We start from the raw sequence: 24,271 nt of genomic DNA, 5'->3' as shown, positions 1-24,271 counted from the left end.
GTGTCCGACAGCTTCTCAACCCTGCTTCTGTCATTTTATTCTTGCGTCCTGTTCGCCTCCAGCGGCCTTGTTCTGCTCCTTTTCACAGGAGGTGCAAGCATTCCTGATGCGAATATGACCGTTCTATTTCTGGCGATGGTGGCACTTGGCTCTTTTGGCGTGATATTCATGACTCAGGCGGTCAGGCTTGGGGACATGTCTGTGGTCAGCCCCTTTCGATATACTCGGCTTTTATACTCGCTGGCAGCTGGCATCATTATTCTGGACGAACAGGTGAACGCGATGATGTTATTCGGCAGCGCACTGACCATTGGGGCCGGCTTTTATATTTGGCGCAGAGAACTTACGCTTGATACATAAAAGGCTATCGGGAGATATTCTTTCAATGTTCCCCAATACCCTCCTTCATTCCTGCAGATTTCCCAAATGGAGCATAAAAAGTGCCACGACGGGTGTCCCATTGGGACGCATGGCGGGGTTTGGTAGCTTCTAGGCGGACATTTTCCAAAGTCGTAAGTCGCGTGGAATCGTCATGAGAAGCATCTGGGCGCCTATCATGTTAAAGGCAAAGAAGAACTTTCAAGGTCTAACAAAATAGTTTTGCCGATAAATCAGGTGTCTCAACCTAATGCCATCGGTTACCTTAACCCTCTAGGAAAACTGTAAGTAAATTTCGGACGACGCTAACATAAGGAGAGAAATGATGAATAAGCTCTATGTCTTTTGTTTAACGATATTTGGAGTTCTCACCAGTGTTGTGGCTAACGCTCAAATGGTTTCTCTCAATGCTGACGGCACAATAGCGGGGAATATGATCCACAAGAGCGATAACTTTGCGTATTATTCGTGCGGAGGGGCAGTAAATAATGATCTGATAGCTGCTGGATATACTTGGCTAACTAATTATTCCAACATGCTCGAGGTTCCACCGCCCCAAAACCAAAATTGCGTTGTATCTCAAGGATTGCCGGGAACATTTTTCGCCTTCAATATCAGTGTTAACTACTTCATCAGCGATTCTAATAGCGGGTGCTTCTATAATAATTTTTGTAACGATTCCCGCACGATGGGTTTTCATTTTAAAGACAACAAAATTTTCCTAAATTTCATGGTGATAAATGCTGCAAAAAGCCTGACGAAGCAGATGTGTGTTGGTTTGGATGGGAAAATCATCAACCAGACCGGTTGTTCAACTATGTAGTGCTTTGTTGGCGAAGTTTGGGATTAACGACTACTCGGCGACAAACCCTGCGAGGAATTGCCCCGGCAACCCATCGGGCAGCCATCTGGTTTGACCGCATTGGAGAGCCTCAAGGGGCGTCCTAGATGGTGATGGAAAACAAGGAGTCGGCTTACGGGCAAACTGTGTCACTGCACGCTGGGGCCAGCTTTAGAAGCATCACCAGTCACATCCTCTATGACTTCGGGAAAGATGACACCATCACCTCCCTCTTGCCAGACAGCGTATTTTTTCATCACCGCCGCGAATTGACGGCTTGCCAGAAAGGCCTGCAGCCAGTGATGGAGATGCGGCCACGGCTGGGCATCAAACCAGACCGGGTCGGCAATTCGAAACTGCCGGACAAACGGCAGCGTGGCAAAATCGAGAAGGCCATTTTTCGTGCCTGAAAGGCTTGGTTGGGTGGCAAGCTTGGCGTCAACTTCGGCCAGCATGGCCGCGCCTTCCTCCCGATGCGTCAACGCTGCCTCCGGATCAAAGCGGCTGGCATATTTGTAGCGATTCTGCAGATGCTAATGATGCGCTTTTCCTCCTCATTTAGGTCATCCTCGCTGAGGGCAACGCCCATCAGATACTGCTTTGCTTGCCGAGCGACAAAATAGCCGCCAACAATGCTAAGCCCACCTAAAACGGCTACACCTGCTGCCATCCCGCCACCAACCATTGAGCCGGCTAAAAACAGTTTAGCATTCGTAGCGGCTGCACCACTCAGTGTCCCGATCGCCGTGCCGGTTGAAGCTGTGCCGAGTGAAAGTAAGCTCATGGCACCGCCTGACACTCCAAGCGCGCCCAGCTTGGTTGCGAACGCAGACGTTAATCTACTTTGAAGTTTGGAATTCGTTTGGGTAATGGCAGCAACGATTCCATCCAGTGAGTTAATCGTTGATTGAACGTCAGCTAGGAATGGGTCTTTTTCTTTCCGGTTCAGAAGACCTTTAATCATTGTCCCACTTGTCCCGTGCCGAATTACCTACTTTTAAGCCGCTATCGGCAAAGAGCCCACGTTTTTCAGTGTTTGATGATCCGAACTCTACACAGGTCCGGTCATAAGAAAATTCATCAGGAGGCGGCGCGACTGTGCTGAAGCTTTTCAGCTCAGCGCTGGGGGATAAAAAGCCACAAGCTCTGCAAAGAAAGTTTTCGAACGTGAGGGTGATTAAGGACATTCGAAATATCTTTTTATTTCTTTTGGTGTAAGGGGTCTGGGCAGCAGCTCTGTTATGCCTACCCGAGCCTCTCTGAAATAGTCTTGTTCATACTCGGAAAGCTGGACTGAAAATTCGCTTTGACAATTCGTTAGCAAATTCTGTTCAGCCTCGAATGCTTGGAATAGTGTTGTTTCTCTTGATGCGAGTTCTTGGACGGTATTCTTCTGGCCAATAAACACCCCAAAACGTGTTTTCAGCGACGTAGTGGTAATGCCAACTTTCAAGAAGGTTTTGTTCAGCGCAGCCAATTCAACATAATAAAGCAGCGCTGGCTTTTCCTTCTCGTCTGGATGGCGAGAAAAGTAAGTGTAGGTATATCTGCCCTTTAACTCCTCATCAGCGCATAGCCGGCAGCCTCCTGACAAATGGGAGCCGGGGGTTTGATAGAATATCCCATGGTACCTGCATTCAATGGCCACCTTTGAATGCATGTCGTTATATTCTACGTATTTGTAGTCATACCGCCCTCCGTGGAAATCATCTGCTAAGCTTTTCCACTTTTCAAAACGCGTTGCTTTTGACTTGTCGTGGGCCCTTTTTAGGCCTGCGTTTCGTTTTGATTGCGCAGCACGTAGACTACATTTCCCGCAGGCGAACGTTCGACCGTAAAGGTTGTCGAGATTTAATGTAAAACGCCCATGAGGTTTTTGGGCCGTGCAGAGAATTTCTATTCTGGCCTTTTTCCCTTCACCCATCACATCGATGACTTCAAAATCACCCTTCAGGGTCATTAGCCTTTTTCGTATTTCTTCAGCTGAAATTTGACTATTGTCTTTTGGTAACTCACGCATGCAGCTAGGGCAGGGATGTCTAGTTTGCATCGCAAGAATCGGTTTTCGAATGAAAAAGCCGTGTTTCTTACAACGCATCTCACAATCAAAATTTTGTCCAACGTAAGAGGCTATTTGTAAGGTAACCGCATTTTGCGATAGTTCAGTGATTCGAGCCGCCGACTTAAGAGCTCGTTCGTGCAACGTCCTCCTCGACTTAACGCGTTTGCCACATTCCTTACAGATAGCCTGCTTATTGATATGGCTGTCCGGGATCATGGTCACTTCACCATGGGACGGGCAAATCATCTTCATTTGCACCCGAGCAGATACGTAAGTGTCTTCTATATATTCGTAACGGTCGCCATGCACTGCGCGGGCATCGCTTACCATCTCGTCGAATGATTTCGTCAGGCTTTTTGCCGCCCGGTTTCTATTGCAAGTATTGCAGCCCGTAGGCTTCCTCGCAGGTGTCTTTGTAACGTGAAAGCCAGCGTGCACTTCTATTGGTCCACAGGCTGGGCAAATTATCGTGATGTTAGCGGTGCGCCCTTTGTAAACAGACTTACTGTAATCATATCGGTCGCCATGCAGGATTTTGGCTTTTTCAACCCATTCATCGGTTGTTAGTCTGCTTGGCATAATCGACCTCGAAACTAGCCAACCAACCTGAAATCTACCTCATATTTCATGAAGCGGATATTCGGAACTTGGTTAAGAGCATATTGCAGCTTCTCGTCTTGAGCGTGGGCAATGATGCAGCCGTTCACTGACTGTGCTGGGGAGCATAGATGCTCTTGCACCCAGCCCATGTAACGCAGGGTCTGTCCAACAACGACATCAGATGCGCGATCGCGCTTCAGTTCCAATACAAGAAAATCTGACTTGTCTTTGCTCAGCCCAAGAATGTCTACAGGGCCCGTTCCTGTTCTGAACTGTTGTCCAACTTGTTCTCCATTTTCTTCGTATATGTCGTACTGGTTGCCTATCGGCAGGTTGCGCCAATTCCTTACCAAGAAATCTTCTAGGTGTTTCTCGAACAGGAAAGAACTTTGGGATGCGGCAGGCTGATCCGGGTCTGCTTCCGATGCGCCACTAGTCTCAGCAACGATGTCTCTGATGTCTTCGATTGCAACGATCAGCTTAACGCACGAGTGGCCTTGCTGAGTAACGAACTCATCCTCAAAAGAGACGATGGCACCAGTGCCCAGAAAAGTGAAGGGGTGCGACTGATCCCACCTTGCGAAAAACAGTGGCCGGAGCTCGCCACTTAGCAGCTTCTGAAAAAGCGGCTGGTCAGATCGACTGTTAGGTTTGCCGAACCAGACGACAGTGCCTGTGCTCTCGTCATAATGATTATCGAAGTTGTGTCCTGTGCGGCCGGGCACGCCAATATTCATAAAGATAAAAAGATCAGATTCAATCCGCGCGTAACCTGTGGTCCAAGCTCCTCCGTTGGGAGGGTCTTCAGGGCGCGCGATGGCGGCGATCTCATCTCGTTTGTAAGTTACACCGCGCTTAAACATAGGCCTCGCTCTTCATCGATTATCCCCGGTCCAGCTAGTCAGGATATACCCCGAAATTACCCTATCCAAAAAAACATCCACAGCGTTGTTATGACTCTAGAATAGTCAGAACACGGCAGCGTAACATTGCTGTCATCAAAGTCACCCTGCAGTCCCTCTCGATTTGTCCCACCTGTCCCTATGACAAAAATCCGAGTGTGACACATTGCCGCATCACCTCTGATTCTGGAAAATAATAACCAACAAAAACAGTTGTTTGTGAAAATTAAAATAAGTAAGTGCTTTTTTTAAAACACAAAATAAGTAAGCGGTTGATCCTAGACCTGCACTGCCCACGTCGTCGGTAAATTCAACAAAGAAGGAGTTTTCGATGAATGAAAACGTTGGTGCCGGCGTGACGGTAAATACAGTATCACGAAACACAGAAATCGGACGCGCAGAGCGGTTCGTGGAGACGATAAAGCGAACTCATCGGTTCGTTTCCGAGACTAAAGAATGGCATGTCTGTGAGGACGGTGTCTGGCGAAAGACAGACGAGAAGAAGGTCCTTCACCAAGCCTTCCTGTTCATCAAGCAGGATGCCCAGCGGATTGCTGGCATGGAAGATGATCGCGACAGAGAAGAGGCGATTGTCGACTACCGGCGTTATGCGAACCGCTCTGGTGTGAGCAATGTGACCGTGCTTGCATCGGTACGTCTGCTGGCACAACTCGATGAGTTCGATACGGATGATGACGCCCTCAGTGTAAATGAGGGGTGGGTCGATCTCCGGACGAACAGGCGACACGGCATAGATGCCTCAAAGATGTTCAGCCTGTCATGTGCCGCACGATTTTCGCCATTTGATCGTGCCGAACTATGGCGCAAGACAGTGCATGAGGTGTTCGATGGCGATAAAGGCTTGATCGAATATTTCCAGAAGGCAGCTGGCTACAGCCTGCTTGGTGACAATCGGGAGCAGGTAATGTTTATCTGTCACGGTGCTGGCGCAAATGGTAAGTCGCTGCTGCTGGAGACTATCCGGGAAGTAGTAGGAACCTACGGTCAAACGGTTCCTGTGACGGCCTTGATGTCTGGAAAGTCGAACAGTGGCGGGGCTAACCCGGAGATAGCTCGTCTTCGAGGTGTTAGGTTCGCTCTCGCCTCCGAGACCGAGAAAGGTCAACGCTGGTCTGCGAACCGAATTAAGCAGCTGACTGGTGGCGACACTGTTGCGGCTCGCGCGCTCTATAAAGACGTGTCCGAGTTCAAGTCGAAGGCGACGATATGGGTGGCCTGCAACCACAAGCCAGAGGTGGACGCTGCGGACACAGCGATGTGGAGGCGTATGCGACTGGTCCCGTTTTTGCGGGTGTTTAAGCCTGAAGAACAGGATCCGAACCTGTCTGCAAAGCTCGCTGAAGAGCGTGACGGCATACTGGCTTGGATGCTTCAGGGGCTGGCAATGTACCGCGAGCAGGGGCTCACAGAGCCAGATGCGGTGGTCAAGGCAACGGCTAAGTATCGTGACGAGATGGACAGCGTGAAGCGGTTCCTCGAGACACAGGCTGAAGTTGTTTCTGACGGCAGGACGCCTTTGTCACGCATGAAGGAAGCCTATCAGTATTGGTGCCGTGATGAAGGTCTCCGTCCTCTGGCTGCGTCACAATTCAATGCATCTCTCGAGGAGCATGGCTGCGAGCAGAAGAAGTCTGGCAATCATCGTTACTGGTCAGGCATCAGGCTGATCGACAGGCTCGAAGACGACATGCGCGCCTGCGGACAAATATAGGTCTTAGGGACAAGTGGGACGGCAGGGCCTAAACCTTGCCGTCTCAACCTTCACTCGCTCAGCAAACGTGCCACCCTCCCGATATCTGCATGAGCGTATCGGAACAACTGACTGACGGTTTTGTGACCGGATAACAGTGCAACTTCAGGCGTGGTCAGACCTCGATCAAAGAGCCGAGAGATTGCCTCATGACGAAGATCGTGGAAGCGAACATCCTTTAAGCCAGCACGCCTCCTGACACGTTCGAATGCCAGCCGGACAGCATTAGCTGACAGGGGGAACACAGGTTTGCTGCAGTCACTTTTCATTGCTGCCAGAGTTGTATGAGCTCTCGCTGTGAGGGGAATGGTGCGGGACTTTCCGGTTTTGCTTCGGCGCACCAATAACTCACGGCGCTCAAAGTCAATGTCTTGCCACTCAAGCGCTAACAGCTCGCCGCGTCTCATCGCAGTTTCAATTGCAAGAATTAGTAACTCAGGCAGGTCGCTGGTTCGGCTCTGCTGTGCGGCCTCAATAAGTGCGCGTTCATTATCAGCCGTAATCCGCTTCACTACGTGCTCTGAGTTTTTAGGGAGCTGTATCCTTTGCAACAGAGACAAAGGGGACAGCCAATCCCACTCTCGCTCGGCGGTTGCACAGGCATGCTTCACTATATTCAGCTGACGCTTAAGGGTGGCTGGTTTTACGCTGGCTAAGCGTCTGTCGCGGTATTCGGCAATGGCCGCTGAGTTAATTTGGGGCAAGGGGTCGTTGACCCAAGCCTCCTTAAGCAACGTTTGTAGAACGATGCGTTCGGTGTCGTATGACCTTTTATGGGGTGTGATGTCTCTAAGATATCGAACCAGTATTTCCGCAAGATTGCAGGGTTCGTATTTGCTGCCCAGATACCTGCGTTGTTCAGCTAGCTCTTCTTCTTTTCGCGCCCACGATTTTGCATCGTTGAGCTTGCGGAAGCTTTGCGATCGGTTGTAGCTGCCAACCCTGATCTGCACCTGATATTTGCCGTTTCGGCGGCGTATAGAAGCCATGATAGCGGTTTCCTTGTGACCACAGTGTGACCGATCGGAAATCTCGCTAGGTACGTTTATGGGTAAGCCATTGAAAAGATTGGCGCACCCGAGAGGATTCGAACCTCTGACCTCTGCCTTCGGAGGGCAGCGCTCTATCCAGCTGAGCTACGGGTGCGCTGGGCGGCATGTTGCGCCGTTGCGGCGATATATACGCGCTTGCCGGGACAATGCCAAGCCATTTGCCATCCGTCCTGTCCCCTGTCCTGGCCGCCACGCAGCCTTATGATCTGCCCCGCGCCATGCCGGGCCACCGGTCCGGTCTCGAAACGATCAGGCCGCGCCGCCTGTCTTTTCCAGAAACACATCCTCGAGATCGGATTCAGCTGTGGTGATATCGCCAATCTGCAATCCGGCACCGGCCACGGCGGTGATAATCTCGGCGGCGCCGGTCTGCGCCGGATCATACCGGACCGAGATGCCGCCCTCGACAGGCTGCGCGCCAAGCGCGACAAGCGATGCCGGCATGTCCGCCGGCGCGCCACCGGCGATTGTCATCTGCAGTTCCTTGGTGCGTCCGCCGGCCATCAGCTGGTCCTTTGTCTGGTTGGTGATCAGCCGCCCATGATCGAGAATGGCGATACGGTCACACAGCGCCTCGGCCTCTTCGAGATAGTGTGTGGTCAGCACAATCGTCACCCCGGCATCGTTCAGGGCGCGGATATTGTCCCAGAGCCGCTGGCGAAGCGCCACATCGACGCCGGCTGTCGGTTCATCAAGAACAAGGATCGGCGGGCTGTGAACCATGGCCTTGGCAACAAGAAGCCGCCGCCGCATGCCCCCGGACAGACGCCGCGCATAGGTGTGCGCCTGTTCCGACAGCCCGACCATGTCAAGAATCTCGTCACTTCGCCGCTCCGCCGACCTTACACCGAACAGGCCGGCCTGGAATTCCAGCGTCTGACGCGGTGTGAAATAGGCGTCGATATTCAATTCCTGCGGCACGATCCCGATATTGGCCCGCGCCTGACGCGGATCGTCGTCAATGTCGGTGCCCCATATGCCAAGGGTGCCTGCCGATTTGATCACCGACCCGGCCATGATGTTGATAAAGGTCGACTTGCCGGCGCCGTTTGGCCCCAGAAGCCCGAAAATCGTGCCTATGGGAATGTCGAGATCGACACCGTCTAGTGCCTGTTTCGGTGCCGCGCCACCGCCGGAATACAGCTTGCGGATGCCGCGGGCGCGAATGGCAATACCGTCGGCCGGGGCATTCACGAAAGACTGGGTTATCGGCGGGTTCGGCTGGCTGGCCATAGGATCGTCACCTGTGGATATCATCTTGGCTGGAACGTCTGGTCACACATATATAGTCATCCACCGGGATCATCGAAAGCATGTCGTGCGGCCCGCCTGAATTTCGTCCCTCGATTTCGTCCCTCGATTTGCCGTCCCAATTTCAAGTTCGCAACTTCACAGCCACAGCTTCGCAATTGCATCGACCCCGTCAACTCTATAGATTTCACAGGGTGTAGATTTCAAAGGGCATGACGCTCTGGCCCGATGGCCGGCGCAATCTGTGATGACATTCAGGGGGATTATGGGCGGATGATGATGGCCAGCAACAATGATGGCGGCGCGCCGAATACGGACACCATTGCGGTCACGTCCGACCGGGTGGCCTGTGATGGAAATGGCGATGCGCTTGGCCACCCGCGGGTATGGCTGACACTTGGCACCGATGGTGAAATCGTCTGTCCCTATTGCTCGCGCCATTATGTGCGCGCCGGGGACGAGGATGATGCCTGACATCCGGACATTGCCCGTTCTTCCGGCGGCCATGCCGGTGCCGGCGGGTGTCGCCGCCGACAGGGTGGGTCTTTAGATGGCTGATCGTGACCAGCTGGTTCTGATCGACGGATCGGGCTACATCTTCCGCGCCTTTCACGCCCTGCCACCCATGACCCGCGGCGACGGCACGCCGGTCAATGCCGTGTTCGGGTTCACCGGCATGGTGATGAAACTTGTCGATGACCTGGCGCCAAGCCATGTTGCAGTGGTGTTTGATTCGGCCCGTCAGACCTTTCGCAACGACATCTATGCCGACTACAAGGCCAACCGTACCGACCCGCCGGAAGAGCTGGTGCCGCAGTTTGCGCTGGTGCGCGAGGCCACCGAAGCGTTGAGCCTGCCGCAGCTCGAGGCGCCGGGGTTCGAGGCCGACGACCTGATTGCGACCTATGCAAGCATGGCCGAGGCGGCCGGTCTGGAAACGGTGATTGTGTCGTCGGACAAGGATCTGATGCAGCTTGTGCGCGGCGGCGTGACGATGCTCGACCCGATGAAGCAGCGGCGCATCGCGGCGCCCGAGGTCGAGGAACGGTTCGGCGTCACGCCGGACAAGGTTGTCGATGTTCAGGCACTTGCCGGTGATTCAACAGACAATGTTCCCGGCGTGCCCGGCATCGGTGTGAAGACAGCTGCCGAATTGATCAACAATTACGGCGATCTCGACACTCTGCTTGGCCGTGCCGAGGAAATCAAACAGCCGAAACGGCGCGAGAACCTGATCAATTTTGCCGAGCAGGCCCGGATCTCCCGCGATCTTGTGCGGCTTCGCGATGACGCGCCGACCCCTTTGTCGCTGGAGGGTCTGCAACGCGGTGAACGGGATTTCGACAAGCTGAAGACATTCCTGGCCGAACAGGATTTCCGGCGGCTCTTGACCCGGATCGGGGCGGATGGCGAGACGGCCCGGGCCGCGCCCGCAATCCGGTCGATGGGGGGCACACCGCAACCCGCCGCGGCGCCGTCACACCCGCCGGCCCCGGTTGCCGGGGGCGCGGTCGACTATCAGCTGATCACCGACAGCAAGGTGCTTGCGGACTGGGCTGCAAGGGCGCGCCGACAGGGCTATCTGGCGGTTGATACCGAAACAAGTTCCCTGAACGCCGCGGCGGCTGAGCTTGTCGGCATTTCGATGGCGCTGGCACCGGGCCAGGCCTGCTATGTGCCGCTTCGCCACGGCCCGAAAACAGTGGCGGCAGACGGCCAGGCGGGACTTGACCTTGATGCCGATGCCACGGTGCCGGACCAGATTGCCTTCGCCGATGCGATGGCGATCCTGAAGCCGCTATTTGAAGACCCGGCGGTTCTGAAAATCGGACATAATTTGAAATATGACAGCCATGTCCTGCTTCGCCAGCACAATGGTGGCATTCATCTGTCGCCGGTGGATGACACGATGTGCCTGTCCTATGTTCTTGATGCTGGCCGAGTGAACAGCCATTCAATGGACTCGCTTGCCGGTCATTGGCTTGATCATACGACAATCAAATTCGAGGATGTCTGTGGCAAGGGGACAAAGCAGGTGCCCTTCGGCTCGCTGACGCCAGAGGCGGCGCTTGATTACGCGGCCGAGGATGCCGACATCACGCTGCGGCTGTGGCAGCTGCTGCGCCCGCGGCTGGCGGTTGAAGGTGTGGCGTCGGTCTATGAAAGGCTGGAACGTCCGCTGATCCCGGTGCTGGCGGCGATGGAAAATGCCGGCATCACCGTCAATCCGTCCATACTGGCACGGATGTCGAATGATTTTGCGACACGCATGGAAGCGTTGAACCGCGAGATCATTGATCTTGCCGGCGAGGATTTCAATGTCGGCTCGCCGAAACAGCTGGGTGAAATCCTGTTCGACAAGATGGGGCTGGAGGGAGGCAAGAAGGCCAAGACCGGTGCCTATTCGACCGCGGCAGACATCCTTGAGGATCTTGCCGCAAATGGTGTCGAGATCGCGTCGAAGGTTCTTGACTGGCGGCAATTGGCAAAACTCAAATCCAACTATGCCGATGCGCTTGTCGAGAGCATCCTGCCGGAAACCGGACGGGTTCATACCTCGTTCTCGATGGTTGGTGCCTCAACCGGGCGTCTGTCGTCATCCGACCCGAATGTCCAGAACATCCCGATCCGCACTGCCGAGGGGCGGCAGATCCGTACCGCCTTTGTGGCGGCAGCGGGAAAGAAACTGATCTCGGCCGACTACTCGCAGATTGAATTGCGGCTGGTCGCGCATGTCGCCGGCGAGGACAGCATGATCGAGGCGTTCCGCGCCGGTGTCGATATCCACGCCCGCACCGCCTCGCAGGTATTCGGGGTGCCGATCGACAGCATGGATGCCGAAACACGTCGCCGTGCCAAGGCAATCAATTTCGGCATCATCTATGGCATTTCCGGTTTCGGGCTGGCGCGCCAGCTTGGCATCAGACAGGGCGAGGCCCGCGATTTCATCAACGCCTATTTTGAGAATTTCCCGGGCATTCGATCCTATATGGAGCGGATCAAGCTTGAGGCGCGCGAGACCGGCCATGTCGAGACGCTGTTTGGCCGGCGGATCCATATCGGCGGAATTGCCGCCAGCAATCCGGCCCAGCGTGGCTTTGCCGAACGTCAGGCCATCAACGCCCCCATTCAGGGAAGTGCCGCCGACATCATCAAGCGGGCGATGATTCGCATTCCCGATGCCCTTGCCGCGGCCGGACTCGATGCCAGAATGCTGTTGCAGGTTCATGACGAGCTGATATTCGAGGCGGATGAAGCAAGCGCCGAGGATGCGGTGGTGGTGATCCGCCGGGTGATGGAGTCCGCCGCCGCGCCGGTGCTGGAACTGGCGGTGCCGCTTGTCGCCGATGCCGGTATTGCCGATAGCTGGGCCGAGGCCCATTGACCGGCGGCGCCGGGCGCTGTGCAGATACCCGGCCTGTTTGCGGCGGCATTGCGGCATTGCCGGCATAAAGCCGCCCTATCTTGGCCCTTTTTGGTGGCTAGACCGGCATCATGGTGGGTGGGGCGCGCCGCACCTGAATTGGATCCGACGATGGGAGAATTGGCATGGGAACGCGGATTGCGCTTGTCGATGATGACCAGAATATTCTGACCTCGGTGTCGCTGACGCTTGAGAATGAAGGCTTTGAGGTTGATTGCTACCATGATGGTGAGACAGCGTTGCGCGGCCTTGGCCGTCGCCCTGTCGAGCTTGCCGTTCTCGACATCAAGATGCCCCGCATGGACGGGATGGAACTGCTTCAGAAAATCCGAGGAAGTTCCAGCCTTCCGGTCATTTTCCTGACCAGCAAGGATGATGAGCTTGACGAGGCGCTTGGCCTCGGGATGGGGGCTGACGACTACATCACCAAACCGTTCTCGCAGCGTCTGCTGATTGCGCGGATCCGCGCCGTGCTGCGACGGGCGAGCCATGATGGCATGGATATGACCGCGCCGAACATGATTCGCCAGGGTGATCTGCTGATGGACCCTGACCGCCATCTGTGCAGTTGGAAGGGCGAGGAAGTCAAACTGACGGTGACCGAATTCCTGATTCTTCAGGCGCTTGCCTCGCGGCCGGGCATGGTCAAGAACCGCGACCAGCTGATGGATGCCGCCTATGGCGAATCCGTCTTTCTCGATGACCGGACGATCGACAGCCACATCAAACGGCTGCGCCGGAAAATCAGGGCTCAGGATTCGACATTCGACAATATCGAAACACTTTACGGCATAGGGTATAAATATCGGGCATAACAGGCTGGACGAGGCCGGACGCTGGTCAGGTGACCGCGACGATCGGGTCATCCGGCACAGGGCTTGCTCGTGGGGTGGCCAGTAGTGGCCAGCAATGGCCAGCAATGGCCAGCAATGGATGGTGCCGGCAGTGAAGGCGAAGGTGAAATCTTTGATGCGGCGGTTGCTGGCACGCGGGGCCATTGGCAGGCCGCTGGTGCGGCTGCGCTTTCGGATGAGCCGTCTCAGCACCCGGATCATGGCGATCATGCTGGTGCCGCTGGTCCTGTTCTTCATCGGCCTGTTTTCCATCGACCAGTACCGCACCACCCTGATCAGGTCTGAATTCACCGCGCTGGAACGCCAGGGATTTACACTGGCGCGCTCGCTGGCGCTGGCCCAGTCCGAGATTGATGGCGGGCTGGCGCGCCGGCGGCTGTCGCCGGAAACGATGAACCACCTGCTGCCGCTTGTTGGCTATGGAACCGAATTGCGGGCGCGCGTCTTCCGTCATGATGGCTGGCTTCTTGCGGATACGGCGCGGGCCGGCGATGGCGGTGGCGGCGCGCGGTTGCGTCGCCGCGAGGCGCGTGGCCCGTGGCAGCGGTCGTCGGACTATTTCCAGGCGATCATGCGCCGGGCCGGCAGCATGATCGGAAGCAATCTGGCATTGCCGGTATACCGGGAACGTGCGCGTCAGCGTGCCAATGACTATGACGAGGTGCTGATGGCGCTGGCCGGCGAGCCGTCACGCCAGCTTCGCCGCGACCCGCGCGGACGTCTGGTGTTGTCGGTGGCGGTGCCCATTCAGGATCTGCGGCTTGTCCGCGGGGCCCTGATGGTCAGTATTGGTGGCGGCAAGATCGAAGACGAAATCGCCGACGTCAATGTGGTGTTCATCCAGCTGTTCGGAATTGTCCTGATGATCACCATTGGTCTCAGCATCTATCTGGCCCGTTCCATAACGGTGCCGATCACCTATCTTGCCAATGAAGCGGACAGTCTGCGGCGAAGCCGGGATCTGTCGGCGCGCATGCAGCGGTTGCCGCGCCGCCGAGACGAGATCGGCAAGCTGTCCGAATCGCTGATTGATCTGACGGACGAGTTGCAGAAACGCATGGCGGCGACTGCCGGCTTTGCGGCGGATGTGGCGCATGAACTGAAAAACCCGTTATCTTCGCTTCGCAGCGCTGCCGAGACGATCAGCCGGATTTCGGATCCCGAGCAGCAGCAGAAGCTGATGGGTGTCATCCTTCGTGATGTTGCGCGTCTCGACAGGCTGATCAGTGATATTTCGCGGGCGAGCCGGCTGGACAATGAAATGGCGAGCGAGTCGGCCCGTGTAATCGACCTTCGCGATCTGGTGACAAATTTTGTCGAGGCGCGGCAGACCACCACCGAAAGTCACCGGCTTGTGGCACATGTCGCCGACGATCCGGTGACAGTGTCGGTGCAGGATGGACGAATTGTCCAGATACTGGACAATCTGCTTGGCAATGCTGTGTCGTTCGCGCCTGTCGACAGTCAGATCACCTTTGCCGTTGATATGGCCGAGAGTGGCATGGCACGCTTGCAGGTTCGTGATCAGGGGCCGGGAATTCCGCCCGGACGGCTTCAGGAGATATTCAACCGTTTCTATTCCGAACGCCCGGCAAGCGAGGCTTTTGGAGAGCATTCCGGGCTTGGATTGTCGATTGCGCAGCAGATTGCGCATGGCTATGGCGGCGATCTGGTCGCGTCGAATGACCAGGGTGCCTGCTTTACGTTGACCCTGCCATCGGTGCGGAGCTAGTTCGCTGTTGCAACGCTGGTGAAATTGCTAGGATGATGTGATGGATGCTGACCTGCCAAGATTGATCCTGATCACCGGTGCCTCGGGCGCGGGCCTGTCAACAGCGCTCAAGATACTCGAGGACAGCGGCATGAAGGCTGTCGACAATCTGCCGCTGGCGATGATCGATACGCTTGTCGCGCTTGAGGTTGAGACCGGTGGTCGCAGCCTTGCCATCGGGCTTGATGCCAGAACGACAGGGTTCTCGGTTGAGGCTGTGGAAAGGCTGGTCCGCAATCTGCAGCGCAAATTCCCGGATCAGTTCACAACGGTCTATCTTGCCGCCGCGCAGGACGATCTGCTTCGGCGTTTCAACGCAACACGGCGCCAGCACCCGCTTGCCAACAGCAGTGATTCGCTTGCCGATGCGATCGCGGCGGATCTTGACCGGATGGATGAGATAGCCCCGCTTGCCGACATCAGGCTTGATACCACCAGCACGAAACCCTCGGACCTTCGCCAGTCATTGCTGGCCAGTCTGGGAATGGCCGAACCCTTCCAGATCAGCCTGCGGTTGATGAGCTTTTCCTATCGTCGGCGTATTCCCGACCATAGTGACATGGTGATCGATATGCGCTTTGCGGAGAATCCGCATTGGGACATCGCGCTTCGCGCCAAGGATGGGCGCAGTGAGGAGGTTGCCGGGTTTCTGAATGAAGATGAAAAGGCGATCTCGGTTCTCGGATCCCTCAAGGCGATGCTGGGCGAAATGCTGCCGCGAATGTCGCGTGAAGGACGGCCTGTGCTGACCATCGCTTTTGGATGTACCGGTGGACAGCACCGGTCGGTCTGGGCTGCCGAGACAATGGCCGGTTGGCTTCGCGAGACTGGCTACAATGTGAAGGTGGCGCATCGCGAGCTTGGGGTGCCGGGCTGACCGGTCGCCGGTCAAGCAGCTTTCCATGCTGTCCGATATCTGATATGCCACCGGCTGAATCCATTGCAATCCACTGAAGAGATGTCTGATGTCCAATGATTATATTGTGACCGACCTTGGTCTGGCTGACTGGGGGCGCAAGGAACTGTCGATCGCCGAGACCGAAATGCCTGGCCTGATGGCGCTTCGCGACGAGTTTGGCGCGGCAAGGCCGCTCAAGGGTGCCAGGGTGGCCGGTTGCCTGCATATGACGGTGCAGACAGCGGTGCTGATTGAAACGCTGGTGGCGCTTGGTGCCGATGTCCGCTGGGCGTCCTGCAACATCTTTTCGACACAGGATCAGGCCGCCGCGGCGATCGCCGCCGCCGGTGTGCCGGTATTTGCCAAAAAGGGCGAAACCCTTGCCGAATACTGGGAGTATGTCGATCGGATTTTCGACTGGGCCGATGGCGGCACCGCCAATATGATCCTGGATGATGGTGGCGATGCCACCATGTATATCCTGCTTGGGGCCCGTGCCGAGGCCGGTGAAGAGGTGCTTGCGACGCCGGAAACCGAGGAAGAGGAATTCCTGAAGGCGCAGATCCATACCCGTCTGGCAAGCAGCCCGGGATGGTTCACCCGCCAGCGTGATGCCATCAAGGGTGTGTCCGAGGAAACCACAACAGGCGTGTTGCGGCTGTATCAGCTTGCCGAGGCGGGCGGGCTGCCATTCCCGGCCATCAACGTCAATGACTCGGTTACCAAGTCGAAATTTGACAATCTTTATGGCTGCCGCGAGTCACTTGTCGACGGCATTCGCCGTGCCACCGATGTGATGCTGGCTGGCAAGGTCGCCGTTGTCGCGGGCTATGGTGATGTCGGCAAGGGGTCGGCGGCATCGCTTCGTCAGGGCGGCGCCCGTGTGATGGTGACCGAAATCGATCCGATCTGTGCGCTTCAGGCGGCGATGGAAGGCTATGAGGTTGTCACCATGGAGCAGGCGGCACCAAAGGCCGATATCTTTGTCACCGCCACCGGCAACCGCGATGTCATCACGCTTGATCACATGCGCGAGATGAAGGACCGTGCCATCGTCTGCAACATCGGACATTTCGACAATGAAATTCAGGTGGCCTCGCTGCAGAACATGAACTGGTCCGAGGTGAAGCCGCAGGTTGACGAAGTTGAATTCCCCGATGGCAAGCGGATCATCATGCTGGCAAAGGGTCGGCTGGTGAATCTTGGTTGTGCGACGGGTCATCCGTCATTTGTGATGTCCGCCTCCTTCACCAACCAGGTGCTGGCGCAGATGGAACTCTGGAATGAGGGTGACGGTTACGAGAACCGTGTCTACACCCTGCCGCGCCATCTCGATGAAAAGGTGGCGGCGCTGCATCTTGCCAAGGTTGGCGCGACACTCTCGACACTGAACAACGAGCAGGCTGCCTATATCGGTGTCGAACAGCAGGGTCCGTTCAAGAGCGAGCAATATCGCTACTAGCCATGGCCCGGCTTGACCTGAAGATCGATGGCCCAGCCGCAACCGAGCGACTGGGCCATTTCATTGCGGCCAGTCTCGGGGCAGGCGATGTGGTGGCACTGGAAGGACCGCTTGGCGCGGGCAAATCTGTGCTTGCACGGGCAATCATCCGCCATGTCTGCCCGCATGAGGATGACATACCAAGCCCCACCTTTACCCTTGTGCAGACCTATGAGCCGGCTGACGGTCCGGCGCTGTTGCATTTTGACCTTTACCGGCTGGACACACCCGAGGATGCGCTGGAACTCGGTATTGAGGATGCGTTTATCGACTCGATCTGCCTCGTTGAATGGGCGCAGCGCCTTGGCCCCTATCTGCCGCGCACCGCGTTGACTGTATCCATGCAGCCGGTTCCGGATATGCCGGAATCCCGGATCATCTCGTTTGACGGGGGGGTGAGGTGGCAGCCGGTTCTGACAGCTGTCGAGGCTGCGATCAAGAAAGACAGCTGACGGGATTTTGATCCTCTGACACTCGTCTTGAAGGACGGTTGCCTGTATGATTGCGGGATGACCGACCCGTCCCCTGCGCGCACCCTTCATGTCATTCCTGCCGGTGTTCCCTTTGCCACGACGCTGGCTGCCGGCATCATCGATCTTGCCGAGACAAGCGAACAGCTGGCCCGGGCCACGGTTCTGGTGCCGTCCCGGCGCGCCGCCCTGTCGCTTCGTGCGGCCTTTCTTGAAATAAAGGGTGATGACGCCACGCTGCTGCCACGCATTGAGCCGATTGGCGATGTCGAGGAGGATGCGCCCGAAATCCTTGAATTCGCGGCCGACGGCGCGGCGCTGCCTCCTGCGATGGACAGCCTGTGCCGGCAATTGTGGCTGGCGCGGCTTCTGCAGGGGTTCGCGATGGGCGGTGTGACCCCGACCGCCCCGCAGACGATGCAGCTGGCGGATTCGCTGGCGCGGCTTCTTGATGCGCTGTGCAATGCCGATTCGACGCCCGATGAGCTTGCCGGGCTGCTTCCCGACCGGTTTTCACGCCACTGGCAGGATATTCTGAAGCTGCTGACCATCCTGATCGACCGCTGGCCGGCCATTCTCGCAGAACAGAGCGTGCTTGACCCGGCTGACAGGCGTAACAGGCTGATCAGGCTTCGCTGCGAGGCCTGGCGTCGGGCGCCGCCACGGGATCTCGTGGTCGTGGCGGGCTCGACCGGCACTTTTGCGGCAACACGCGAGCTGATTGCCGCCGTTGCGGCGCTGCCGAACGGACATGTGGTGCTGCCGGGCCTTGATCATGGCGCGGCTGATCACTGGCAGCAGATTGAACAGGATGCCGGTCATCCCCAGCATCAGCTGTCGGTGCTGCTTGGCGCTCTTGATGCGGTGCCGGGTGATGTCGTCCTGTGGCAGGCTGCCGGTGGTCTCGTCGAGGCTGGTGCCATGCGACGCGAGCTGATGCGCGAGGCCTTCAAACCGGCGGCTCTCAGCGCCGACTGGCGTCTGTTGGGAACGACCAAACCCGACCTTGGCCGTGACGCGCTTGACGGGCTGTCGATTGTGGAATGCGGCACCAGGGCCGAGGAGGCAGGTCTGATTGCCATTGCCATGCGCGAGGTGCTGGAGACGCCGGGCCGGACCGCGGCCCTTGTCACGCCTGACAGACAGCTTGCCGAGGCAGTCATCGCGGCGCTGCAACGCTGGCGGATCGAGGTCGATGATTCCGCCGGTCGGCCATTGGCGGGCTGCCCCGTCGGCGGCTTTCTGCAAACTATGGTGACGATGGTTGCCGAGTCATTTGCGCCTGTGCCAACACTGGCCTTTCTAAAGCACCCGCTTGTGGCTGGCGGGATGACACCTGCCGCATTCAGGTCACGTCTTCGCGAACTTGAACTGGCGGCGCTGCGGGGATACCGACCGGCGGAAGGCCTTGCCGGGATCCGCGAGCGCATCGCCGACAATGATGAATTAAGCGGCTTTTTCGATGCACATATCGCGGCCCCGCTGACGCCCCTCATTGATGCCTGGACGGCGCCGTCGCCAGACCTTGCATCACTGGCGCGCGGTCTTGGCGCTGCTGCCGAGGCGCTGGCGGCGCGCCGCTGCGAGGATGATGGCAGTATCGATCTTGCCGATGGCGCGCTGCATATCTGGAAGGATGAGGATGGCGATGCCGCGGCAAAGCTTCTTGCCGCGGTGGCCGAACATGGCGCTGTCTATGCCGCCGACCCGGCATCCTTCCCGCAAATCCTGGCCCAGCTGATGGCCTCAAAGACGGTACGGCGGCGCTGGCAGACACATCCCCGTCTTGCCATTCTTGGCCCTGTCGAGGCACGGATGCAGAGCGCCGACAGGGTGATCCTCGGTGGCTTCAACGAGGGAAACTGGCCGCCGCGCCCCGAAATCGACCCGTGGATGAACGCCGAAATGCGGCAGGCTGCCGGGTTGCAGCCGCATAACTGGCGGACCGGGCTGAGCGCGCATGATGTATGGATGGCCACCACAACGCCGGAAGTCATCATCACCCGGTCGCTTCGTGACGGTGATGCGGTAACAACGCCAAGCCGCTGGTTGCAACGGCTTGGTGCGGTGCTTGGCGCTCTGCGGATTGATCAGGCGGTCGATGATGGCCAGCGCTGGCGCGACCAGCTGGTGGCGCTGACCCCTGTGCCGCCGATGACGCCCTGTCCGCGCCCCCGGCCGACGCCGCCTGTCAGCGCGCGCCCCAGACGGTTCTCGGCGACCGAGATCGATGACTGGATTGCCGATCCCTATAGCCTGTATGCCAAGCGGGTTCTTGGCCTGCGACAGCTTGACGATATTGACAGGCCGATTGATGCGGCGCTTCGCGGCAATCTTGTTCACGACACATTGGCCGCCTTTCTTGCCGCCTTTCCGCGCGGCGCGCTGCCGGAAAATGCGCTGCAGGAACTTGGTGCCATCGCGCGGCGCAAATTCGACCCCTACTGGCAGATTCCGACCGTGCGGCATTTCTGGTGGCCGGCCTTTCAGACAATGGCAGCCTGGTTTGTCGAGACAGAGTCGCGTCGCCGGTCCGGCCTTGCGGACAGCCATGCAGAGGTTCGGGGAAGCATAGAGCTGGATGCGCCCGACGGAGCGGTCACCTTCACCGCCCGCGCCGACCGCATCGACCGGTTTGCCGATGGTGGTCTGGCCGTTCTCGATTACAAGACGGGTCGTGCCCCGACCGCCAGCGAGGTGGCTATGGGACGGCGAACGCAGCTGGTCATAGAGGCTGTGATAGCCGCCCATGGCGGGTTTGCCGGAATCACGGCGGCAGAGGTTCTGGAAATGGAATATTGGCGGCTGACAGGCAAGCGTGATGAGCCGGGGTCGCGAAACCCGGTGCGACCGCCTGATTTCGATGCGGCGGCGGCGCGTGACAGTCTTGCCGGTCTTGCCGCGCGATTTGACGATCCGGCAATGCCCTATGCCAGCCGCCCCGATCCGCAGCTTGGCGCGGCATTTCCACTTTATGACCATCTGGCGCGGGTTGATGAATGGCGGATCGGCGAAGCGGGGTCGGTGCCGGCTGGCTCGCCGTCACTGTTCGATGACGGCCCGCCGCCAAAGCCCGGCTTTGATCCGGCTGTGGCCAGCGAGGCATCGGCAAGGCAGGCGGCGGCATCCGACCCTGAAAGTTCGGCGCTTGTGTCGGCCAACGCGGGAACAGGCAAGACCAAGCTTCTGACAGATCGCGTGCTGCGGCTGATGCTGAACGGTGCCGCGCCGGACAGCATCCTGTGCGTCACCTATACACGCGCGGCGGCCGCCGAAATGCGAAACAGGATTTCGGCACAGCTGGCGAAATGGGCCATAGCATCGGGGGCGGCGCTTCGTGAAGACCTTGCCGGCATGGGAATTGTGACGCCCACGCAACAGATGCTGGCCCGGGCGCGGAGCCTGTTTGCCGAAACCCTTGATAATGATGACGGGCCGCGGGTCGAGACAGTGCATTCCTTCTGCCAGTCGGTGTTGCGCCGCTTTCCCATCGAAGCCGGGATCATGCCGCAGGCCGAACTGGCGGATGAATTCGAGCAGGCGCGCCTGAAGTCGCGCGCGCGCGACAATCTGCTGATGGGCAGCGACGCCGACCTTGCGCGGCACATTGCCCTGCTTGCGGAACAGACCAGTGAAGGCAATGCCGAGACAGTGTTGAAGGAATTGCTGGACAAGGAAGATCGGATTGGCGAGCCCCTGTTGCTGCAGCAGCTGGAGCGGCATTTCATCGAGGATTGCGGCATCGACACCGACCTTGACCTTGATCAGATGATCACAACGGTGGTCGGCGGCCTCGACGAGGAGGGGCTGCGCGCCACCGCCATCGCGCTTGAGGCAAGCGGCGTCGACAGGCACATCAAACGGGGCTCCCGCATCACCGCATGGCTTGGCGAGACCGCCTCATCACGTGGCCGGCATATCGACAGGCTGATCGAGGCGCTGTTCACATCGGGACGCCCGATGGCTGATCGCAGCCTGTCAAACGCCGCCATCAGAGAGGCCTTTCCCGCAATCATGGCGGTTCAGCAGGCAACCCAGCAGGCACTGGCACCGGTATTGGCGGCGCGGGCCGGATTGCGATGCTGGCAGCTGACAACCGCGCTGTATCAGGTTGGCATCGCCTTTCAGGCCGAATATGCGGGATTGAAGGCCCGGCGCGGGCTGCTTGACTATGATGATCTGATCACACTGACCAACAACATGCTGGCCGATGGCGAGGCGGCACAATGGGTGGCGTGGAAGCTTGATAATGGCATTCGCCACATGCTTCTTGACGAGGCGCAGGATACCAGCCCGGCACAATGGCAGCTTCTGCGAAGACTGAGCGATGAATTTTTTGAAACAGCGGCAGGTGACGACAGGCCAAGAACCCTGTTTGTGGTTGGTGACTTCAAACAGTCGATCTATTCCTTTCAGGGGGCTGACCCAACGGTCATGGGCCAAAACCGGCTTGACCTCCGGGACCGCGCCGCCGCGCACCATGCGCCACTGCGCGAGGTTGGGCTTGATGTGTCCTTCCGGTCAGCACGCCCGGTTCTCGATCTTGTGAACCTCGCCGTCCCCGACCTTGCCGGTATCACCGACCCGCGCATGCCGGGGTTCCAGGCGCATCGCTCGGCCCGTGCGGATGCTGGCGGGTTTGTGGAAATCTGGCCTGTCATCAGCGATGACAGCGAGGCACCGCTGGCACCGTCATTTGCCCCGCCCGACATCAGCCAGCCTCGTGACTCGGCGGCGCTGTCGGCGACACGGCTTGCCGAACAGCTTGCCGGCTGGATCGGCACAAGGCTGTTGCCGTCGGGCAGGGCGATGCGCGCCGGTGACATCATGATTCTGCTTCGCAAGCGGGGGCGCTATCACAGGCTTGTCCTGGCGGCGCTTCAGCAGGCCGGCATTCCGGTTGCCGGTGCCGATCGCATGAAGCTGGAGGACCAGATCGAAATCAAGGATCTGCTGGCGCTTGGTGACGTGATGCTGCTTCCCGAAGATGATCTGCAACTGGCGGCGGTGCTTAAATCGCCGCTGTTTGGCGTGGATGAGGAATCGCTCTTCCAGCTTGCCTATGATCGGGGACAACGCAGCCTGCACAGCCGGCTGATGGCACATGCCGGTGCCGCCACCGCATTGGGGCAGGTGGCGGACCGCCTGCAGCATTTCCGGAACCTTGCCGACAAATTGTCGGTGTTCGCTTTCTACAGCGCGGTTCTGACCGAAACACGGCAGGATTTCCGGCGTCGGCTTGGCGCGGCGGTTGACGAGACGCTGGATCACTTCCTTGGTCTGGCACAAAGCTTTGGTGCCGGGGGCGGGGTGTCGCTGACATCGTTTCTTGCCGAGCTGCGCGGCAGTGGCGGCGAAGTGCGTCGCGACATGGATGGCGCGGCTGTCAATGAAGTGCGGGTGATGACAATTCATGGTGCCAAGGGGCTTGAGGCACCGGTGGTAATCCTGCCCGACATGCTGGAGCCCGGTGGTGTTGCCGACCAACTGGTCCGCGATCCGCAGAGCGGATTTGTCTATTGGGCGCCGGGCGCGGCACGTCCGGAATTTGTTGCGGCTGCCCGCGATGGTGCGCGCGAGCGTGGCAGAGAGGAGGAAAACAGGCTGCTCTATGTGGCGTTGACCCGTGCCCGTGACGGAATCATCATCGGCGGCTGGCAGGCACCGCGCCGCCGCCGGCTCGAGGGAAGCTATTATGAACATCTGCTGACACAGATCGGATCCATGCCGGGCGTCGTCGAGATCGAGGGTGGCGGGTTGCGTGTGGAAACGGCGGGCACCATTGATCCCGTATCTCCCGGACTGCCAACGCCGCCACGCCGGGAGGAACGCCGGGACATTCCTGAATGGCTGTTTCACATCGCACCGGACGAGCCAAGGCCGCCACGCCCGTTGCGGCCGTCGGCGGCGGATGGTGCTGCCGCGGCGACAAACGCTCCGGGAACAAGGTTCTCGACCGCCACCACGGCGTTGGCACGGGGACGGCTGGCACATCGGATGTTCGAGATACTGCCGCAGATTGCGGCTGACCGACACGACTCCGTTATCGATGCGATGATCGCCGCCCAGAGGGACGTGCCGACAGACACCGCGCTGGCATTGTCGGGCGAGGTGCGGCGGGTGCTGGCGCTGCCCGAACTGGCGGCTCTGTTCGGGCCGGATGCCCTGGCCGAGATTTCCGTCAGCGGTGTTGTTGCGGGGTTTGGCGTTGCCGGCCAGATCGACCGCCTCCATGTGGATGCCGAGCGGGTGTTGATCGGTGATTTCAAGACCGGGCCCCGGCCTGCGGCAACGCCGGATTCCTATGTTCGGCAGATGGCGCTTTACGCAGCCCTTCTGGCGCAGATCTATCCACAGCGTGATATCGAAACCTGGATCATCTGGACCGAGGCGGCAGCGGTAGAGGTGATTGCGCCGGGTGCGCGCGACGCCGCACTTGCCGCGCTTGGAGACGCTGCCACGCCTTGACGGGTGGGAGTCCCGCTCCTACTTTGAA

General features: G+C 58.2%; 17 protein-coding genes and 1 tRNA gene. 11 read left to right on the top strand and 7 right to left on the bottom strand.

The window, feature by feature from the left end; genetic code table 11:
* Together AB3X55_08515 and AB3X55_08510 are read left to right on the top strand one after the other, a co-directional pair.
* Nucleotides 1-360: EamA family transporter (locus AB3X55_08515; protein MEX0503623.1), on the top strand; the 360-nt coding region annotated here is incomplete at its 5' end.
* 343 nt (nt 361-703) lie between these two features.
* Nucleotides 704-1,201 carry a hypothetical protein gene (locus AB3X55_08510; GenBank protein ID MEX0503622.1) on the top strand — a complete coding sequence of 166 codons (498 nt, stop codon included), beginning with the start codon at nt 704-706 and terminating at the stop codon, nt 1,199-1,201.
* 167 nt (nt 1,202-1,368) lie between these two features.
* On the opposite strand, the gene AB3X55_08505 is transcribed toward AB3X55_08510, so the two are convergent.
* The 4 genes from AB3X55_08505 to AB3X55_08490 form a co-directional block, all read right to left on the bottom strand.
* Complete coding sequence (locus tag AB3X55_08505; GenBank protein MEX0503621.1) at nt 1,369-1,701, bottom strand: glutathione S-transferase C-terminal domain-containing protein; 333 nt, start codon at nt 1,699-1,701, stop codon at nt 1,369-1,371.
* Entirely contained in the window at nt 1,698-2,183 is a 486-nt protein-coding gene (locus AB3X55_08500) for a hypothetical protein (protein MEX0503620.1), read from the bottom strand. The genes AB3X55_08505 and AB3X55_08500 overlap by 4 nt, the downstream gene beginning before the upstream one ends.
* Nucleotides 2,184-2,396: 213 nt before the next feature.
* The gene (locus tag AB3X55_08495) at nt 2,397-3,860 is read right to left on the bottom strand and encodes a hypothetical protein (protein ID MEX0503619.1); all 1,464 of its coding nucleotides are present in this window, start codon (nt 3,858-3,860) and stop codon (nt 2,397-2,399) included.
* Nucleotides 3,861-3,874: 14 nt separating this feature from the next.
* Nucleotides 3,875-4,744, bottom strand: a complete 870-nt coding sequence (locus tag AB3X55_08490) for an endonuclease NucS domain-containing protein (protein MEX0503618.1) — start codon at nt 4,742-4,744, stop codon at nt 3,875-3,877.
* A 370-nt stretch (nt 4,745-5,114) separates the two neighbouring features.
* Here AB3X55_08490 and AB3X55_08485 point away from each other — a divergent pair, with 370 nt between their 5' ends.
* On the top strand, nt 5,115-6,515 hold the full coding sequence (locus AB3X55_08485; GenBank protein MEX0503617.1) for a phage/plasmid primase, P4 family: 1,401 nt from the start codon (nt 5,115-5,117) through the stop codon (nt 6,513-6,515).
* A gap of 50 nt (nt 6,516-6,565) precedes the next feature.
* On the opposite strand, the gene AB3X55_08480 is transcribed toward AB3X55_08485, so the two are convergent.
* The 3 genes from AB3X55_08480 to AB3X55_08470 all read right to left on the bottom strand — a co-directional run bounded on the left by AB3X55_08480 (nt 6,566) and on the right by AB3X55_08470 (nt 8,839).
* The gene (locus AB3X55_08480; protein MEX0503616.1) at nt 6,566-7,543 is read right to left on the bottom strand and encodes a tyrosine-type recombinase/integrase; all 978 of its coding nucleotides are present in this window, start codon (nt 7,541-7,543) and stop codon (nt 6,566-6,568) included.
* Nucleotides 7,544-7,623: 80 nt separating this feature from the next.
* A tRNA-Arg gene (locus AB3X55_08475) sits at nt 7,624-7,700 on the bottom strand.
* Nucleotides 7,701-7,855: 155 nt separating this feature from the next.
* Entirely contained in the window at nt 7,856-8,839 is a 984-nt protein-coding gene (locus AB3X55_08470; protein MEX0503615.1) for an ABC transporter ATP-binding protein, read from the bottom strand.
* Nucleotides 8,840-9,085: 246 nt separating this feature from the next.
* Here AB3X55_08470 and AB3X55_08465 point away from each other — a divergent pair, with 246 nt between their 5' ends.
* From AB3X55_08465 to addA, 8 genes are all read left to right on the top strand, one after another.
* Nucleotides 9,086-9,331: a zinc-finger domain-containing protein gene (locus tag AB3X55_08465; protein ID MEX0503614.1), complete on the top strand. Its 246-nt coding sequence runs from the start codon at nt 9,086-9,088 to the stop codon at nt 9,329-9,331.
* Between the two features lie 76 nt (nt 9,332-9,407).
* A complete protein-coding gene (polA, locus tag AB3X55_08460) occupies nt 9,408-12,242 on the top strand; it encodes a DNA polymerase I (protein MEX0503613.1) in 2,835 nt (944 codons plus the stop codon).
* 164 nt (nt 12,243-12,406) lie between these two features.
* The gene (locus tag AB3X55_08455) at nt 12,407-13,096 is read left to right on the top strand and encodes a response regulator transcription factor (GenBank protein ID MEX0503612.1); all 690 of its coding nucleotides are present in this window, start codon (nt 12,407-12,409) and stop codon (nt 13,094-13,096) included.
* Between the two features lie 94 nt (nt 13,097-13,190).
* Nucleotides 13,191-14,867 carry a stimulus-sensing domain-containing protein gene (locus AB3X55_08450; GenBank protein ID MEX0503611.1) on the top strand — a complete coding sequence of 559 codons (1,677 nt, stop codon included), beginning with the start codon at nt 13,191-13,193 and terminating at the stop codon, nt 14,865-14,867.
* Nucleotides 14,868-14,907: 40 nt separating this feature from the next.
* A complete protein-coding gene (gene rapZ / locus AB3X55_08445; GenBank protein MEX0503610.1) occupies nt 14,908-15,783 on the top strand; it encodes an RNase adapter RapZ in 876 nt (291 codons plus the stop codon).
* 88 nt (nt 15,784-15,871) lie between these two features.
* Nucleotides 15,872-17,266, top strand: a complete 1,395-nt coding sequence (ahcY, locus tag AB3X55_08440; protein ID MEX0503609.1) for an adenosylhomocysteinase — start codon at nt 15,872-15,874, stop codon at nt 17,264-17,266.
* 2 nt (nt 17,267-17,268) lie between these two features.
* On the top strand, nt 17,269-17,757 hold the full coding sequence (gene tsaE / locus AB3X55_08435) for a tRNA (adenosine(37)-N6)-threonylcarbamoyltransferase complex ATPase subunit type 1 TsaE (protein MEX0503608.1): 489 nt from the start codon (nt 17,269-17,271) through the stop codon (nt 17,755-17,757).
* A gap of 57 nt (nt 17,758-17,814) precedes the next feature.
* A complete protein-coding gene (gene addA / locus AB3X55_08430; protein ID MEX0503607.1) occupies nt 17,815-24,243 on the top strand; it encodes a double-strand break repair helicase AddA in 6,429 nt (2,142 codons plus the stop codon).
* Nucleotides 24,244-24,271: the final 28 nt, after the last annotated feature.

The sequence above is a fragment of the Alphaproteobacteria bacterium LSUCC0719 genome (genome assembly GCA_040839025.1).
GTDB lineage: Bacteria > Pseudomonadota > Alphaproteobacteria > Puniceispirillales > Puniceispirillaceae > UBA8309.
Note: the sequence above shows the minus strand (reverse complement) of the source record. Positions and strands in the feature narration are given on the sequence as shown.